General features: G+C 68.6%; 18 protein-coding genes. 6 read left to right on the top strand and 12 right to left on the bottom strand.

Annotation, left to right across the window (positions count from 1 at the left end; translation table 11 throughout):
- The first annotated feature begins 111 nt into the window (after positions 1 to 111).
- Positions 112 to 807 (top strand): HemK2/MTQ2 family protein methyltransferase, encoded by a 696-nt coding sequence (locus G6N61_RS14780; RefSeq protein ID WP_235887549.1) that lies wholly within the window; start codon positions 112 to 114, stop codon positions 805 to 807.
- Between the two features lie 97 nt (positions 808 to 904).
- Entirely contained in the window at positions 905 to 1444 is a 540-nt protein-coding gene (locus tag G6N61_RS14775; protein WP_163919197.1) for a Dps family protein, read from the top strand.
- Between the two features lie 2 nt (positions 1445 to 1446).
- On the opposite strand, the gene G6N61_RS14770 is transcribed toward G6N61_RS14775, so the two are convergent.
- Genes G6N61_RS14770 through G6N61_RS14760 form a run of 3 tightly spaced genes read right to left on the bottom strand, consistent with a single transcriptional unit; the run spans position 1447 to position 4386 of the window.
- Entirely contained in the window at positions 1447 to 2259 is an 813-nt protein-coding gene (locus G6N61_RS14770; RefSeq protein ID WP_163919196.1) for an MBL fold metallo-hydrolase, read from the bottom strand.
- 32 nt (positions 2260 to 2291) lie between these two features.
- A complete protein-coding gene (locus tag G6N61_RS14765) occupies positions 2292 to 2936 on the bottom strand; it encodes a UdgX family uracil-DNA binding protein (protein WP_163919195.1) in 645 nt (214 codons plus the stop codon).
- Positions 2937 to 2943: 7 nt separating this feature from the next.
- The gene (locus G6N61_RS14760; RefSeq protein ID WP_163919194.1) at positions 2944 to 4386 is read right to left on the bottom strand and encodes a lipase maturation factor family protein; all 1443 of its coding nucleotides are present in this window, start codon (positions 4384 to 4386) and stop codon (positions 2944 to 2946) included.
- A 107-nt stretch (positions 4387 to 4493) separates the two neighbouring features.
- Here G6N61_RS14760 and G6N61_RS14755 point away from each other — a divergent pair, with 107 nt between their 5' ends.
- Entirely contained in the window at positions 4494 to 6059 is a 1566-nt protein-coding gene (locus tag G6N61_RS14755) for a Na+/H+ antiporter (protein WP_235887548.1), read from the top strand.
- Between the two features lie 21 nt (positions 6060 to 6080).
- On the opposite strand, the gene G6N61_RS14750 is transcribed toward G6N61_RS14755, so the two are convergent.
- The 5 genes from G6N61_RS14750 to G6N61_RS14730 all read right to left on the bottom strand — a co-directional run bounded on the left by G6N61_RS14750 (position 6081) and on the right by G6N61_RS14730 (position 9607).
- Positions 6081 to 7223 carry an AI-2E family transporter gene (locus tag G6N61_RS14750; protein WP_163919192.1) on the bottom strand — a complete coding sequence of 381 codons (1143 nt, stop codon included), beginning with the start codon at positions 7221 to 7223 and terminating at the stop codon, positions 6081 to 6083.
- Positions 7224 to 7226: 3 nt separating this feature from the next.
- Positions 7227 to 7382 carry a hypothetical protein gene (locus tag G6N61_RS14745; RefSeq protein WP_170314468.1) on the bottom strand — a complete coding sequence of 52 codons (156 nt, stop codon included), beginning with the start codon at positions 7380 to 7382 and terminating at the stop codon, positions 7227 to 7229.
- A 136-nt stretch (positions 7383 to 7518) separates the two neighbouring features.
- Positions 7519 to 8142 (bottom strand): pyridoxamine 5'-phosphate oxidase family protein, encoded by a 624-nt coding sequence (locus G6N61_RS14740; protein WP_163919191.1) that lies wholly within the window; start codon positions 8140 to 8142, stop codon positions 7519 to 7521.
- A gap of 8 nt (positions 8143 to 8150) precedes the next feature.
- Positions 8151 to 9299, bottom strand: a complete 1149-nt coding sequence (gene menE, locus G6N61_RS14735) for an o-succinylbenzoate--CoA ligase (protein WP_179973680.1) — start codon at positions 9297 to 9299, stop codon at positions 8151 to 8153.
- Positions 9296 to 9607, bottom strand: a complete 312-nt coding sequence (locus G6N61_RS14730; protein WP_163919190.1) for a DUF3349 domain-containing protein — start codon at positions 9605 to 9607, stop codon at positions 9296 to 9298. Before G6N61_RS14730 ends, menE begins: the two co-directional genes overlap by 4 nt.
- 245 nt (positions 9608 to 9852) lie before the next feature.
- Here G6N61_RS14730 and G6N61_RS14725 point away from each other — a divergent pair, with 245 nt between their 5' ends.
- Genes G6N61_RS14725 through G6N61_RS14715 form a run of 3 tightly spaced genes read left to right on the top strand, consistent with a single transcriptional unit; the run spans position 9853 to position 11766 of the window.
- Positions 9853 to 11103: an inorganic phosphate transporter gene (locus tag G6N61_RS14725; protein ID WP_163919189.1), complete on the top strand. Its 1251-nt coding sequence runs from the start codon at positions 9853 to 9855 to the stop codon at positions 11101 to 11103.
- A 47-nt stretch (positions 11104 to 11150) separates the two neighbouring features.
- Entirely contained in the window at positions 11151 to 11435 is a 285-nt protein-coding gene (locus tag G6N61_RS14720; RefSeq protein ID WP_163919188.1) for a hypothetical protein, read from the top strand.
- A gap of 10 nt (positions 11436 to 11445) precedes the next feature.
- Positions 11446 to 11766, top strand: coding sequence for a DUF3349 domain-containing protein (locus G6N61_RS14715; protein WP_163919187.1), 321 nt, complete (start codon positions 11446 to 11448; stop codon positions 11764 to 11766).
- Here the strand turns inward: G6N61_RS14715 and G6N61_RS14710 are convergent.
- From G6N61_RS14710 to G6N61_RS14695, 4 genes are read right to left on the bottom strand one after another with little or no spacing between them, the layout of a single operon-like run.
- Positions 11763 to 12152: a VOC family protein gene (locus G6N61_RS14710; protein ID WP_163919186.1), complete on the bottom strand. Its 390-nt coding sequence runs from the start codon at positions 12150 to 12152 to the stop codon at positions 11763 to 11765. The two genes, G6N61_RS14715 and G6N61_RS14710, sit on opposite strands and share 4 nt — an antisense overlap.
- Positions 12153 to 12178: 26 nt before the next feature.
- Positions 12179 to 12952 (bottom strand): ABC transporter permease, encoded by a 774-nt coding sequence (locus tag G6N61_RS14705; protein WP_163919185.1) that lies wholly within the window; start codon positions 12950 to 12952, stop codon positions 12179 to 12181.
- Complete coding sequence (locus tag G6N61_RS14700; RefSeq protein ID WP_163919184.1) at positions 12949 to 13692, bottom strand: ABC transporter permease; 744 nt, start codon at positions 13690 to 13692, stop codon at positions 12949 to 12951. Before G6N61_RS14700 ends, G6N61_RS14705 begins: the two co-directional genes overlap by 4 nt.
- Entirely contained in the window at positions 13689 to 14639 is a 951-nt protein-coding gene (locus G6N61_RS14695) for an efflux ABC transporter ATPase subunit, DrrA-related (RefSeq protein WP_235887547.1), read from the bottom strand. Before G6N61_RS14695 ends, G6N61_RS14700 begins: the two co-directional genes overlap by 4 nt.
- Positions 14640 to 14644 lie beyond the last annotated feature (5 nt).

The following is a 14644-nucleotide window of genomic DNA, read 5'->3' as shown; positions in this document are numbered from 1 at the left end:
GTACGAGTCTCGATTCGGTTTCATCCGATAGGTCTAAATCGGAGCGGAGGGGGAATCCCCACGGCAGCGATCACCCGCAGCGAACCATCTGAATCAATTGCCGGAGCAAACGTGACCACAGCCATCCAGGACGCCGACACGGTGCTCGGAGTCCCCACCATCACCCCCGACGTCTATCCGCCGCAGCACGACTCGGCCCTGCTGATCGACGTCATGCGCTCCACCGGTCGCGTGCCCGGCAACCGCGTCGCTGACCTGTGCACCGGCAGCGGCGTTGTCGGCCTCGCCGCGGCCGCGACCGGCGCCGCGGACGTCACCGCCCTAGATCTGTCCGCCGACGCGGTGCGGTGCGCCCGCGGCAACGCCGCCGCAGCCGGCCTGAACGTCGACGTCCACCTCGGTTCGTGGGCCAGGGCGGTGGAGTTCGGCCCGTTCGACGTCGTGACGTGCAACCCGCCCTACGTCCCCTTCGACGACGGCGCAGACGTCGTGCCCATCGCGGGTCCATCGACGGCATGGAACGCCGGGCGGGACGGGCGACTGGTGCTCGATCCCCTCTGCGAGAACGTGCCCTCGATGCTCGCCGACGGCGGCACCGTGTTGATCGTGCAGTCGGAGTTCGCGGGCATCGGCGCCACCGTGCGCGCGCTGCGCGCCGCCGGGCTGCGGGCCGACGTGGTCGCCGAGCAGCTGATCCCGTTCGGACCGGTCATGTCGGCACGGGCCGAATGGCTGGAGCGTGAGGGGTTGCTCCCGCGCGGCCGGCGCGAGGAGTGGATCGCCGTCATCCGCGGCGACGTGCGCTGACGCGATTCGGTCATACGTCACGTAGTCGTCAGATTGCCGGGCGCGTCGTCTGGGTAGATCACCGGGCGGAGTTACGTAGTCCACGAAGGAGAACACCATGACGCAATTCACCGTGCCCGGCCTGTCCGAACAGCAGGGCCGCGAGATCGCCGACCTGCTGCAGAAGCAGCTCAGCACCTACAACGACCTCCACCTCACGCTCAAGCACGTGCACTGGAACGTCGTCGGCCCCAACTTCATCGGGGTGCACGAGATGATCGACCCGCAGGTCGAGCTGGTCCGCGGTTACGCCGACGAGGCCGCCGAGCGGATCGCCGCACTCGGCGCATCGCCGCAGGGCACGCCCGGCGCGATCGTGAAGGACCGCACGTGGGACGACTACTCGGTTGGCCGCGACACCGTGCAGGCTCACCTCGCCGCCGTCGACCTCGTCTACAACGGCGTCATCGAGGACACCCGCAAGACCATCGAGCGCCTCGAGGAACTCGACCTGGTGTCGCAGGACCTGCTCATCGGCCATGCGGCCGAGCTGGAGAAGTTCCAGTGGTTCGTCCGCGCGCACCTGGAGAACTCGAGCGGCCAGCTCGCCAACGAGGGCAAGGACACCGAGAAGGGCGCCGCTGCCTCGGCGCGCTAGCGCTAGATCGTCACCGACGCGCCGCGGGTAACCCGAAGAAGTCGTTCGGAGTGCCCGCGGCGCGCCATTTCTCGCTCGAAGTCGGCCAGCGGCGACGCGAACACCCCGTAGTCGTCGAAGTGCACCGGAATCACCTTCGGCAGGTCGAGCAGTTCGACGACGTCGGTGCCCTGTTGGCCGTCCATCGTCACCGTGAGTCCGAACGGCAGCCTTGAACCTGCAGGCAACCGGGTGCCGCCCAGGTGCAGCACCCCGGCATGGATCGACTCGAAACGTGCCGGAATCTCCGACAACTCGTCGATCAGCAGCGTGTCGCCCGAGACGTACAGCCGCGACGTGACCGAGCCGTCGAGCGGGCCGAACTCCAGCATGGTCCCGTTCACCGGCGGCAGGAGGCGCTGCGCCCACAGCGGCGCATGCCGACCGGGCAGCGCCGTGACCGTGATCCGCGATTGGGTTCCGGTGAGCGTGTGCGACTGCCACGTCGCCATCCCGGTCGCGCGCGGAAAGCCGCGCTTGCGCAGCGCCTTTGCTGCCGCGTGCGTGGTGAGGATGGGCAAACCGTGGTCGAGTCCTCGCTGAGCGACGCGGTCCCAGTGGTCACCGTGCATGTGCGACAGCACGATTGCGTCGAGTTTCGGTAGCTGGTCGATGGTCAGCGCGGGCGGTTGCAGTCTTTTGGACACCAGGCCGTAGCCGAGGTAGGCGTGCTGGCCCTGGTGCAGGAAGTTCGGGTCGGTCAGCAGCGTGAGGTCGCCTGTCGAGATCAGCGTGGTGGCGTTGCCGATGAACGTGACGGTGACGGTTGTTGACATGGCCCCCGGCTACCCGCCTCCCGCGCAGGCAATCACCGGGTGTTCAGCAGGGACGCGGCGAATCGCAGATCGTCGACGAGTGACTGGAACGCCTCGTCGCGTCGCTCCTGGGGTCCGCGCAGGATCGACGACGGATGCACGGTCGCCACCACGGTCGGGTCGACGGGCGGCACGTCGTCGCCGGCGGGTAGGCGTAGCACCTCCTGCCTATGTGCGGTCAGTCGGAAGTCGTTGCCCAGCAATGCCTTCGCTGCGGTGGCGCCCAGCAGGATCACGACGTCGGGATCCACCGCCTCGAGTTCGGCGAACAGCCACGGCCGGCATGCCACGACCTCGGTCCGCGTGGGTGTCTGGTGAATCCTGCGCTTGCCGCGTTCGGGGAGCGTGAACTTGAAGTGCTTGACGGCGTTGGTGACATAGAGCGGTTCCCGCTCGACGGCAGCGGCGGCCAACGCCCTGTCGAGCAACCGGCCCGCGGGCCCCACGAACGGGCGACCTGCCCGATCCTCCTGGTCGCCGGGTTGCTCGCCGACGAGCATCATGGTCGCCGATCCGGCGCCCTCGCCGAACACGGCTTGGTCGGCATCCCGGAACAGGTCGCACCCCTGGCAGCCCTTCGCCGCGGCGGCGAGGTCGTCGAGATCCTTGGTCGGGGGCAGGAAGTCGGCAGCGGTCACGTCGTCATCACCTCTTCATTCGGTCGAGTTCGCGCAGGTCCAGTGGCGCCAGAAAGGTGCCGACGAGGTCGCGGTGCCACCACGCGCGTTCGGTCCTGCGTTCGTGCGGGGTAGTGAAGCGGTAGCGGTACAGCAGCGCCCGCACATAGCGTGGCGGCTGGTCGGGAAAGGGGTTGTGCCGCAACAGCCGTACGATGTCCGGGTCGTTGCGCAGCAGACCCTCGCAGAACCGCCCGACCCACGGTTGGGCGTACGCCGGAGAGATCGCGGCGAACCACAGCAGCCAGTCGAGCCGCAGGTGATACGGACTCCATTGCCTGGGCATCCGGGTGACGTCGCCGGGCTTTCCCCTGAATCCGTACTCGACCCACGAGGCATCGTCGACCGCCGCGTCCGCGGTGCCCTCGAAGACCACCTCGTTGCGCGTGCGCCCGACGGTGCCGAAGGCGCCATAGGCGTTGACCAGGTGCAGCGGGTCGAAGGTCTTGTTCATGCGCTGGCGTCGCGACAGCAGGTTGCGGGCGGGGTGCCAGCTGAGCACGGCGACCAGCACGGCGAAGGCGACGACGATCGCGCCGAACCAGACCGGCATGGCACCGGCGTGCCCGGGTGGCGAGAGCCCGGTGACCGCGGCGACCGTGCCGTCGTCGACGGCGCTGAACGCGAGCACGATCGTCAGCCAGTTGAGCCACGCGAAGTTCCCGGACGCGACCAGCCACAGCTGGGTGACGATGACGATGCCTGCCGCGACGGCGGCCACGGGCTGTGGGGCGAACAGGCCGAACGGCACGAAGAGCTGCGCCACGTGATTGCCTGCAACCTCGACGCGGTGCAGCGGCTTGGGCAGCCGGTGGAAGAACCAACTCAACGGGCCCGGCATGGGCTGCGTCTCGTGGTGGTAGTCCAGACACGTCAGGTTGCGCCAGCACTCGTCGCCGCGCACCTTGATCAACCCGGCCCCGAACTCGACGCGGAAGAGCAGCCACCAGGCGGCCACCAGCACCGCCCACGGTGGTGCGACGTCGTGGTTGCCGAGGAACACCGTCAGGAAGCCCGCCTCGAGCAGCAGGGACTCCCAGCCGAACGAGTACCAGAGCTGGCCGACGTTGACGATCGACAGATACGCCGCCCACAGCACCAGCCAGAGTGTCATCGCCGCCCAGAGCGGCACGGCGTCGCCGAGGCCGAGCACCATGGCGGCGGCCAGCGTCGCGCCCGCCCAGCACACCAGGGCGAAGAAGCGGTCCGAGTAGTGCAGCTGGAAGACACTAGGTGCCGCCCGGAACGAGTGCGTGCGCAGGAACGCGGGGATCGGCAGCATGCCGCGGGTGCCGAGCAGCCCCTTGAATTGCAGGCCGGCAGCGCCGAACGCGACGACGTAGATGACCGCGATGCCACGCTCCAGGAGCCATCTGGCCCAGGAGTAGTCGGATGCGATCAACCAGTCCACGACGTTCCCTCCGCCCGGGAACGGGTGCCCACTGCCCCGCCCGGGAAACCCGGCGGGTTCAGCTTCGCGATAGCGGGGAAGTCCGGTTCGTCCTAGAAGGAGTTCCCTTGACCCTGCTTTTGATCTTGATCGCGGCGACCGTGGTGCTGGCTCCGCTGGCCGAGCGCATCACGGTGCCCTATCCGGTGATGCTGCTCGCGTTCGGTCTGGTGCTCGCCTTCATTCCGGGGCTGGAGATACCGAACGTCGACCCGGGCTGGATCCTGCCGGTGGTGCTGCCGCCGCTGCTGTTCGCCGCCGCCAGGCGCACGTCGTGGCGCCAATTCCTGGACAACCGCCGCGCCATCGGCCTACTCGCCGTGGCGCTGGTCGCGGTGACGGCGTTCGTGGTCGGCGCGGTTGTCAGCGCCGTGGTGCCAGGGCTGCCACTGGCTGCGGGTGTGGCGCTCGGCGCGGCCGTCGCCCCGCCCGATCCCGTCGCCGCCACCTCGGTGGCGCGCAAGCTGAAGTTGCCACGGCGGCTCCGGACGGTCCTCGAGGGTGAAGGGTTGTCGAACGACGCCACGTCGCTGGTGCTCTACGAAGTCGCGGTGGCGGCCACCCTGACCGGTGCGTTTTCGCCATGGAAGGCAACGGGCACGCTGGCGGTGGCGGTGACCATCGGCATCGCGGTCGGGCTCGCGCTGGCACTGGCGACGCGCCGGCTCCTCGACGTCCTGCCCGCGCACCCGTCGGGTAGCGCGCTGGTGCTCGTAGTCCCGTTCGTGGCCTACGGGGCGGCCGACCTCCTGCACGGCAGCGGCGTGCTGGCGGTCGTGACGGTCGCCTTGGCGCTGAGCCGTTCCGGCGACGTGGAATCCGCGCAGACGCGGCTGGTCAGCGGCACGACGTGGGACGTCGTCGAACTGCTCCTCACCGGTGCCGCGTTCGCCTTCGTCGGAGTGGAGTTGCGCAACGTCGCAGCCAACGTGCCGGGGTCGTTGGACGTCGCCATCGGGCAGGCATTGATCGTCACGGCAGTGGTGATCGCGGTCCGGTTCCTGTGGATCTTCCCGGTCGCCGCCGCCGACGAGAAACTGCGTCGCCGCCAGGGTGCTTCGGGCGAGCCCACCGGGTGGCGGGAGATGACGATCGCCTCGTGGGCGGGCATGCGCGGCGTGGTGACGCTGGCGTGTGTGTTGGCCTTACCCGTTGGCACGCCGGGCTTTCCGGAGCGCGACCGGCTCATCTTCATCGCGTTCGTCGTGATCATGGTGACGATGCTGGTGCAGGGTCTGACGCTGCCGTTCCTGGTCCGGCGGCTGAACGTGAGCGTGTCCAACGACGCGCGGGACGGGGCCACCCAGGATCTGATCCGGCGGGCCAGGGCGGCCGGCCAGCGGCGGCTCGACGAACTGCGTTCCGGCGGTGACGTCGACACCGACGTCCTCGAGCACGCAGGCGAGAACGCCGACCGGATGTGGCATGCCATCGGATTCGCACCGGTCGAGCACGACGCCGAGGAGAGCGCCCGGCACACCGACCATGCGATGTCTAGCAATGCCGTGAAGGATCAGATCCTCGAGGCCGCCCGCAACGAGATCGTCACCGCCAGAGCGGAATCCGGTACCGACCCGACCATCGTCGACGTCGTGCTGCGCAGGCTCGACGCCCGCGGCGCTCAGCCGGAGTGAGAGAATCCACGTAGGTTCGGGCTAGCGCTTGGGCCCAGGGTCGTCGACGTTCGAGTCGACCAGGGGGCCGTCCTCGTCGTCGAGCGAATCGGCCTCCGAGTCGGGATCCTGGGCGGCGAGGACTCGCACGAAACTGTTGAAGAACGCGATGGCAGGCACCACGAGCAGGGCGCCGATCACGCCCGCCAGCACACCGCCCGCGGTGATGCCGATGACCACGGCGAGCGGGTGCAGCGACACCGCGCGACCCATGACCAACGGCTGCAGGACGTGGGCTTCGAGCTGCATGACGGCGATGATGAGCGCAAGGGTGATCAGCGCGTACACGATGCCCTTGGCCAGTAGGGCCACGATCACCGCGAGGAAGCCGGTGACCAGAGCGCCCACCACGGGGACGAAGGCGCCGAGGAAGATGAGTGAGGCCAGCGGCAGCGCCAGCGGAATGCCCATGATCGCCAGGCCGCTGCCGATGGCGACGGCGTCGACGAGGGCCACCAGCGACGTGGCGCGCGCATAGCCGGCCAGTGAATGGAACCCGGCCGCACCAGCTTCGCGCACGCGCGCCCGCTGAGCGCGCGGGATGAGACGGGTGACGAATTCCCAGATGTTGCGGCCGCCGAGGAGGAAGAAGATGACCGTGAAGAGGCACAGCAGTGCGCCGGTGAGGATCTCGGCGATGGTGCCCGCGGTGGACAGGGCGCCAGTGGTGAGCTGCGCCTGATGGTCGCGCAGCGAGTCGATGACGGTGTCGCCGGCCTGGTTGATCTGGTCGCGGCTGAGGTCGGCCGGCCCGTTGATGAGCCAGGCGCGGGCACCTTCGATGCTGCGGGTCACCTCGTCGACGAGTTGCGGTGCACCGTCGACGAATTGGTTGACGACGAACGACATGACACCGGTGAGGATGGCCAGACCGAGCACCATGACGAACGCCACCGCGCCCCCGCGAACCGCGCCGTAACGATCTAGGAAGTCGACGGCGGGCAGCAGGAGCGCGGTGAGGATCAGGGCGATCGCGATCGAGACGACCACGACGCCCATGGTCTGAAGTAGCCAGAGCAGTGCATAGGCGGCCGCCCCTATGACGAGCAGCCGCCATGACCACGCCGCGGCGGCGCGGACCAGGGGATGTACCGCCTGGTCATCACGCCCCGCGGCAGAGGTCACGCGCTAGAACCAGACTTTTCGACCACCGACCGGGCGGCCAACCGCTCCGAGGATCCACAGCACGACACCGACGACGACGAGGATCGCGCCGATCGTGTACAGGATGCTCAGGCTAGTGAAATAGCCGATCAACAGCAGGATTACGCCGAGGACGATCATGTCCGTTCCGATCTGTAGGCGGGGTGTTACGGAACGTGAATTACCTGAAACGTCAAAATCAAACCTAAATACTGAAACACCGGTTTCGGCGCAGCCATGTGGGGCACTCGCTGGCAAACTGCTTTCGACGCGGCCGTCAGTACAGGGCGGAACGCATGTTGTCCTCGTCGAAGTGCGTCTGCAGCTCCTCGAGGCTGATCTCGCGGTAGACCGCCTTGGCCAACTCGGCGACGCTCGGCACCGCAGTCGGATTCCACGTCTCGGGCTTCCACGCGTCCGACCGCAGGAACGCCTTGGCGCAGTGGAAGAACACCTCCTCGACCGCGATCTCGAGCGCGAGGATCGGGCGCTTGCCGTCCACGACCATCGCGTCGAAGTAGTCCGCGTTGGACACCACCCGCGCCGTCCCGTTGATGCGCAGCGTGTCACCGCGGCCCGGGATGACGAACACCGTCCCGACGTGGGGACGCTGCAGCACGTTGAGGTAGCCGTCCACGCGCTTGTTGCCCGGCCGCTCTGGGATCGCGATGGTGGCGTCGTCGATGACGTGGACGAAGCCCGGCGGATCGCCCTTGGGGGAGACGTCGACTCGGCCGTGGGCATCGGCACTGGCGACGAAGCCGAGCGGCGAGTGTGCCAGCCAATCCCGCTGGACGGCCGACAGTCGCGGCTTGACCTTGTCGGCGACCGCGGCGTTCGGATGACCGACGATCGCCCGCAGTTCCTCGACACTGGTGACGACGGTGACTTCGCGACCCATGGAAGCCATCATGCTCCGGTGTCGAATCGCGTGGTGAGTTCCCTACGGTCGACCTTGCCGATGCCCCGGCGCGGCAGCTCGTCGACGACGTGCACCTCGCGAGGCGCGGCGGTGGCGTCCAGTGTCTGGCCGACGTGCTCGCGCAACTCGGCGGGCGTTGGCGGCGCGCCACCCGCGGTGAGGACGACTGCCGCCGCGACGCGCTGACCCAGGCGCGGGTCGGTCACGCCGAACACCGCGCAGTCGGCGATGGCGGGGTGCGTGGCCAGCGCCGCCTCGACGAGTCCCGGCATGACGGTCAGCCCGCCGGTGCTGATCGCGTCGTCGATGCGGCCCAGCACGCGCAGTGCGCCCGAGTCGTCGACGGCGCCTGCGTCGTCGGTGCGGAACCAGCCCGGCTCGGCGAACGGATCCGGGCTGACCGGGTTGCGGTAGCCCTTGGCGACGGTGGCGCCGCCGAGCAGGATGCGGCCGTCGTCGATGCGCACTGCCACGCCTTCCAAGGGCACGCCGTCGTACACGCACCCACCCGCCGTCTCGCTCATGCCGTACGTCCGGACGACGGAAACCCCTGCGCGGGAGGCACGTTCGGCGAGCCCGGCAGGCATCGGCCCGCCGCCGATCAGGACGGCGTCGAGTTCGGCGAGTGCGGCGGCGTCGACCGGATCGGACAGCGCCTTGTCGAGTTGCACGGCCACCAGCGACGCATAGCGGCGACCGGAGTCCATCTCGTCGATGGCGGCGCGCAGTTCCCCGGGGGCGAAGCTGGGGATCAGCGTGACCGGGATGGTGCCAGAGATGATGCTGCGCACCACGACCTGCAGCCCCGCGACGTGGTGGGCGGGCAGGGCGAGCAGCCAGCTTCCGGGACCGCCGAGACGTTCGTTGGTGGCGTCGGCGCTCGCGATCAGGGCGGCCGCAGTCAACATGGCGCCCTTGGGCGTTCCGGTCGTGCCGGAGGTCGACACGACGACCGCGACGTCGTCGGCGACGTCCTCGCCGACGCGCAGCGCGCCGGCCAGGAGTTCGGCCTCCCGCTCGTCGGCGGGCAGCGGGACGATGCCGGACTCACGGCCGTCGAGGACGCCTTCGAGTGCGGCGACCAGTGCCGACGGGCTGGGTACGGGCGGTATGACGACCGCGCGCAGGGCGGCTATGTGGGACCTCCGGCCGAATCCTCGCCACGGGGGTCGTCCAGCGGCCAACCCTTCTTCGCCAGGCGTGCCCGCACCCGCTCGACGTCCTCCTCGCGTGGGAGTTCGTCGGTGACCTGGGTGATCTGCACGCCGATGTCCACGTGGTCGAACTCGCCGCGGTCGAGCAGCGCCTGGGTCACGGTCTTGACCTCGTCCTTGGACAGTCGACGGTCGAGCAGCGCCATGAGCGGCACCCGGTCGGGGCCGGGAACGCCTTCGGGGTAGCCCGAGGTAATCCAGGCCACGATCTTCGTCAGGAACGCGTTCACTGCGTCGATTCCCCCTTCCGGCCGTAGGTCGTCGTTGTCGCGATGCGATGGATCGATGCTAGCGGCGGAGCGTTGCGGTCGACGGGTGAGTCGAACCCTGCGAGGTGGCTGTGCGTCTTGCCGGCGACCGGGACGTGAACAGTCGATGAACACCTCAGCGAAGCAGGCAAACTGCCTGTTCAGGCGCTCTAACGGTGATGAGACCGGCTAGGTGATTTCGCTGAGAATCCCTCAGAATCATGCTCATGAGCGCTGAGCTGATCATTCTGGTGCTGTTGATAGCCACGGCACTGGCATTCGACTTCACCAACGGGTTCCACGACACCGGCAATGCGATGGCCACGTCCATCGCGACCGGTGCGCTGAAGCCCAAGACCGCCGTCATCCTGGCGGGCATCCTGAACCTGGTCGGCGCATTCCTCTCGGTCGAGGTCGCCATTACCGTCACCACGTCGGTCCTGAAGATCCAGGACAGCAAGACCGGGTCGCTGGTCGAGGGCATCGACGCGTCGACGGGCCTGACGATCATCTTCGCCGGCCTGATCGGCGGCATCCTGTGGAACCTGCTCACGTGGCTGTTCGGCATCCCGTCGAGTTCGTCGCACGCGCTGTTCGGCGGTCTGATCGGCGCCGGACTGGCAGCGCTCGGCACGGCGGGCGTCAACTGGAGCGGCGTGTTCGGCAAGGTCATCGTCCCCGCCCTCGCAGCGCCCTTCATCGCAGGCCTGGTTGCGGCGTGCGGCACCTGGATCGTCTACCGCCTGACCCGCAAGGTCCTCAAGAAGCGCCGCGAGGAGGGCTTCCGCTGGGGCCAGATCGCCACCGCGTCACTCGTCGCATTGGCCCACGGCACCAACGACGCACAGAAGACCATGGGCGTCATCGCGCTCGCGCTCATCACCACCGGTCACCTCACCGGCGACGTGAAGGAGGACGGCCTGCCGTTCTGGGTCATCGCGTCCTGCGCCCTGGCGATCGGCCTCGGTACCTACATCGGCGGCTGGCGCGTGATCCGCACGCTGGGCAAGGGTCTGGTCGAGATCGAGTCCCCGCAGGGTCTGGCGGCCGAGGCGTCCTCGGCGGCGATCATCCTGTCCTCGAGCGCCGCGGGCATGGCGCTGTCGACCACCCACGTCGCGACCGGATCCATCCTCGGTAGCGGTGTCGGCAAGCCCGGCGCGCAGGTGCGCTGGGCGGTCGCGGGCCGGATGGCCATGGCGTGGCTGATCACGCTGCCCGCCGCCGGACTCGTCGGTGCGCTGTCCTTCTGGCTCTCGCACTTCGTCGAGAACGCGACCGGTTCGTCGCTCGCAGGCGACGGCCTCATCTTCGTCATCCTGGTGGCGCTGTCGGGCTACATGTACTGGCGCGCCCAGCAGCAGAAGGTCAACCACGAGAACGTCAACGCCGACTGGGACGAGTCGACCAACTCGGTGGTCCCCGCCGACGCCCGCGACATCGCGGCCGACCCGACCAAACCCACGGCTTCGGTCTGATCCCCGACTTCTGCGACCACGAGCGTTCCCCAGAGAAGAGAACTCACATGACCTACCTGGAATCCATCCTCAAGGTGCTCGCCGTCGGGCTGATCCTCGGCGCCGGCCTGCCCGCGGTGTTCGCCGTCGGCCTCGTCGCCTACTCGAAGGGCGCAGGCGGTGCGGAAGCCGACGGCACGGTCGACGCCCCCAACCCCGCGCTCAAGGCCTTCGGCCTGCTGCTGTTCGCCTTGGTGACGGCGGTGATCGTGATCGCGATCCTGTGGATCACCAAGGGCACGATCGACCACCACTTCGGTTTCAACCCCGTCCCCTTCCTTCCGGGAAAGTGAGCTGAACGCCATGACCGAGACGCAGAGCGCGAGTTCGTTCGACAACGTCGTCAACTGGCTGCGTGCGGGCTACCCCGAAGGTGTCCCGCCGAAGGACTACTTCGCGCTGCTGGCGCTACTGAAGCGCTCGCTGACCGAGGAGCAGGTCGTCAAGGCGGCTCAGACGGTGCTCAAGAGCGTGGACTCCGACACCGTTACCGAGGGACAGATCCGCGGGGCCGTCGAGGCGGTCATCGAGAAGGAGCCCAACCCCGAGGAGATCAACCAGGTGGCGGCGCGGTTGGCGTCGGTCGGCTGGCCTTTAGCGGCGCCGGCCTCGCCGGTCTCCTAGTCGTTTCTGGTGTCGCGGCGCAGCGGATGCGTCTCGGGCACCTGAACGAAGATCAGCGTGACGCCGTCGGGGTCGGTCACGTGCATTTCGTGCAGACCCCACGGCTCCTGCTTTGCGGTGCGGGCGATGGTCACGCCGCGCCCCTCCAGTTCGGACTGGGTCGCGTAGACGTCGCGCACCTGCAGCCACAGCGCTCCGGGAAACGGCGGCGCTCCCTCGGCCGGTGAGCCGTGACCGGCGAGTTCGATCAGCGACTGCCCGGCGTAGAACACCGTGCCTGCGCCGTACTCGCGAGCGACCGCGAGACCGATGTCGTCGCGGTAGAACTCGATCGACCGCGCATAGTCCGCCGGCCGGAACAGGACCCGACTGGCGAGAATCTCCATGCTATCGTGTCTAACACACGCGCGGGTCAGGTCCCCGCTTCGGCGGCCTTGCGGTAGCCACGCACGGCAATCGGGCCGAACACCGCCAACAGCCCCGCCACCCACGCCATCGACTGCAGTACCGGCCACAGCGTGGGGCCACCCTCGGCCAGACCGCGCATCGCCTCGATCGCGGGCGACATCGGCTGCGCGCGCACGGCGGGCTGCAGCCAGCCGGGGAACACTTCGATGGGCACCATGCCGGAGTTGAAGAACAGCAGCAGGAAGCACACCGTCGACAGCCCGGTGATGATGTTCTTGCCGCCCGCCTGCACGCCGACCGCGACGATCACCGTCGCGAACCCGACCACCATCAGGACGGGAACCAGCACGAAGCCGACCGCACCGAGCCAACTCCCGGTGAAGCGCAGACCCATCGTGATGCCCACCGCGGTGATGGCCAGCGATCCGACCAGCGCTCGGCCCGCTTCGGCGAGGAGCCGTCCGGACAGTGCGCTGGCCCGGTGCACGGGCAGTGCCCACAGCCGGCTCAGCAGTCCGGACTCGCGCTCGTCGGGCAGTGCCGCGCCCGCGCCGATTGCGCCGAACAGGGCGCCGACGATCGCACACATCGGCACCAGGCCGTACAGGCTATTGCTCCCGGTGAGGGTCGCGATCGACTCGCCGATTACCAGCTTGTAGACCACCAGTAGGAAGGTGGGGAAGATCAGCGCCTGGATGAGGACGACCGGCTCACGCGTCCACCGCACCAGCAGACGTCCGGCCTGCAGCCTGCTCTGCGAGACGAATGTGCTTGTCACACGGCCCTCCTCTGCATCCGGACCGCGATGCCGCCGAACAGCGCCAGCAGTCCGGTACACCACGCCAGGCTCAGGAGCAGGTCGGCAGTCGTCACCTGCCCCTGGGCGAGTTCGCGCAGCGTCTGGGCGATCTGCGACACCGGCTGCCGCGTGACGAACCACCCGAGCCAGCCGGGAAACGCCGATGCGGGCGCGATGCCGGTCGACAGCATGACCAGCAGCAGCTGCGGGATGAGCAGGGTCTGCCCGGCCGCCTCGGCGTTCGTGGACATCGAGCCGAGCGCGTCGGCGCCCAGCGACAGAGCCAGCGACAGCAGCAGCGCGATGCCGCAGAACCCGAGTACGTGTAGGACGTCGCCCTGGAACCGGAAGCCGAACGCGTAGCCGACGGCGACCGCCGCGGCCAGCGACGCGGTGGCGCGGATCAGCGCCGAGAGCATGCGAGCCGTCACCGGTACCAGTGACGTCATCGGCAAGCTGCGCAGCCGAATGCCCATGCCGCTGAGGTTGTCTCGCGCCGCGCGGTCCGCGGTCGTCATCGCGGTGAAGATCATCGCCTGCACCACGATTACGGGCAGGATGTACTGCGGGTAGTTGACGTCGCCGGTGTCGATCACGTGGCGCAACGTGATGTTGAAGCACACGAAGAACGCGACCGGTCCGCCGATCGCGAAGATCAGATCGCCGTCGCGCAGTGTGCCGAGTACCGACCGCTTGGTCAGGGCGGCCAGCGCGCTCACGGGGCGGATTCCTGGACGGGTGCTCCGGTCAGCTTGAAGAAGACCTCGTCGAGTGACGGCTTGCGCAGCGAGATGTCGTGCAGGTCGAGGTCGAGCGGGGCGACGCGACCGAACACCTCGGACATCGTGGCGAAGCCGTCGGGCGCTGGGACCGACACCGTGCCGCGGTCGGGGTCGGTCTCGACGCCTGCGAAGCCGTCGAGCGCGGCGGCCACCCTGGGCAGGTCGGCGAGGTCGACCGGGCTGATCTCGCAGTAGCTCCCGCCGATCGTGCGCTTGAGGTCGTCGGGGGTGCCGTCGGCGATCACGCGGCCGCGGTCGATGACGACGATGGAGTCCGACAGCGCGTCGGCCTCCTCGAGGTACTGGGTGGTCAGCAGGGTCGTAATCCCTTGGTGCCGTAGCGATCCGACGAGGTCCCACACCTCCCGCCGGCTACGCGGATCGAGGCCGGTGGTGGGCTCGTCGAGGAACACGACCTTGGGCGGGACCACCAGGCCGCAGGCGATGTCGACGCGGCGGCGCATGCCTCCGGAGTAGGTGGCGACGCGCTTGTCGCCCGCGTCGGTGAGGCTGAAGGTCGCGAGCATCTCGTCGGCGCGCGCTCGGGCGCTCTGCTTGTCCATGCCACGCAGCCGGGCGAACAGGACGAGGTTCTCCCGGCCGGTCAGCAGTTCGTCGATGGCGGCGTACTGGCCGGTGAGACCGATCGACTCGCGCACCTTCCCGGCCTGGGTCACGACGTCGAACCCGGCGACGGTCGCGGTGCCGCCGGTGGGCCGCTGCAGCGTGGCGAGGATGTTGATCGTCGTGGTCTTGCCCGCGCCGTTGGGGCCGAGCACGCCAAGCACCGAGCCCACCGGCGCCGAGAACGTGACGCCGCTCAGCGCCTGATGGTCGCCGTAGCGCTTGGTTACGCCGTCGAGGGCGATCGCGAGGTCGGACACGCAAG

This window comes from Mycolicibacterium arabiense, from assembly GCF_010731815.2.
Classification (GTDB): domain Bacteria; phylum Actinomycetota; class Actinomycetes; order Mycobacteriales; family Mycobacteriaceae; genus Mycobacterium; species Mycobacterium arabiense.
Note: the sequence above shows the minus strand (reverse complement) of the source record. Positions and strands in the feature narration are given on the sequence as shown.

Excerpts from the sequence above, each read along its gene's own strand:
- G6N61_RS14720 (WP_163919188.1), top strand. The coding sequence starts at position 11,151 with ATGACCTACCTGGAATCCATCCTCAAGGTGCTCGCCGTCGGGCTGATC.
- G6N61_RS14740 (WP_163919191.1), bottom strand. The coding sequence starts at position 8,142 with ATGGGTCGCGAAGTCACCGTCGTCACCAGTGTCGAGGAACTGCGGGCG.
- G6N61_RS14745 (WP_170314468.1), bottom strand. The coding sequence starts at position 7,382 with ATGATCGTCCTCGGCGTAATCCTGCTGTTGATCGGCTATTTCACTAGC.
- G6N61_RS14710 (WP_163919186.1), bottom strand. The coding sequence starts at position 12,152 with ATGGAGATTCTCGCCAGTCGGGTCCTGTTCCGGCCGGCGGACTATGCG.
- G6N61_RS14715 (WP_163919187.1), top strand. The coding sequence starts at position 11,446 with ATGACCGAGACGCAGAGCGCGAGTTCGTTCGACAACGTCGTCAACTGG.
- G6N61_RS14770 (WP_163919196.1), bottom strand. The coding sequence starts at position 2,259 with ATGTCAACAACCGTCACCGTCACGTTCATCGGCAACGCCACCACGCTG.
- G6N61_RS14775 (WP_163919197.1), top strand. The coding sequence starts at position 905 with ATGACGCAATTCACCGTGCCCGGCCTGTCCGAACAGCAGGGCCGCGAG.
- G6N61_RS14725 (WP_163919189.1), top strand. The coding sequence starts at position 9,853 with ATGAGCGCTGAGCTGATCATTCTGGTGCTGTTGATAGCCACGGCACTG.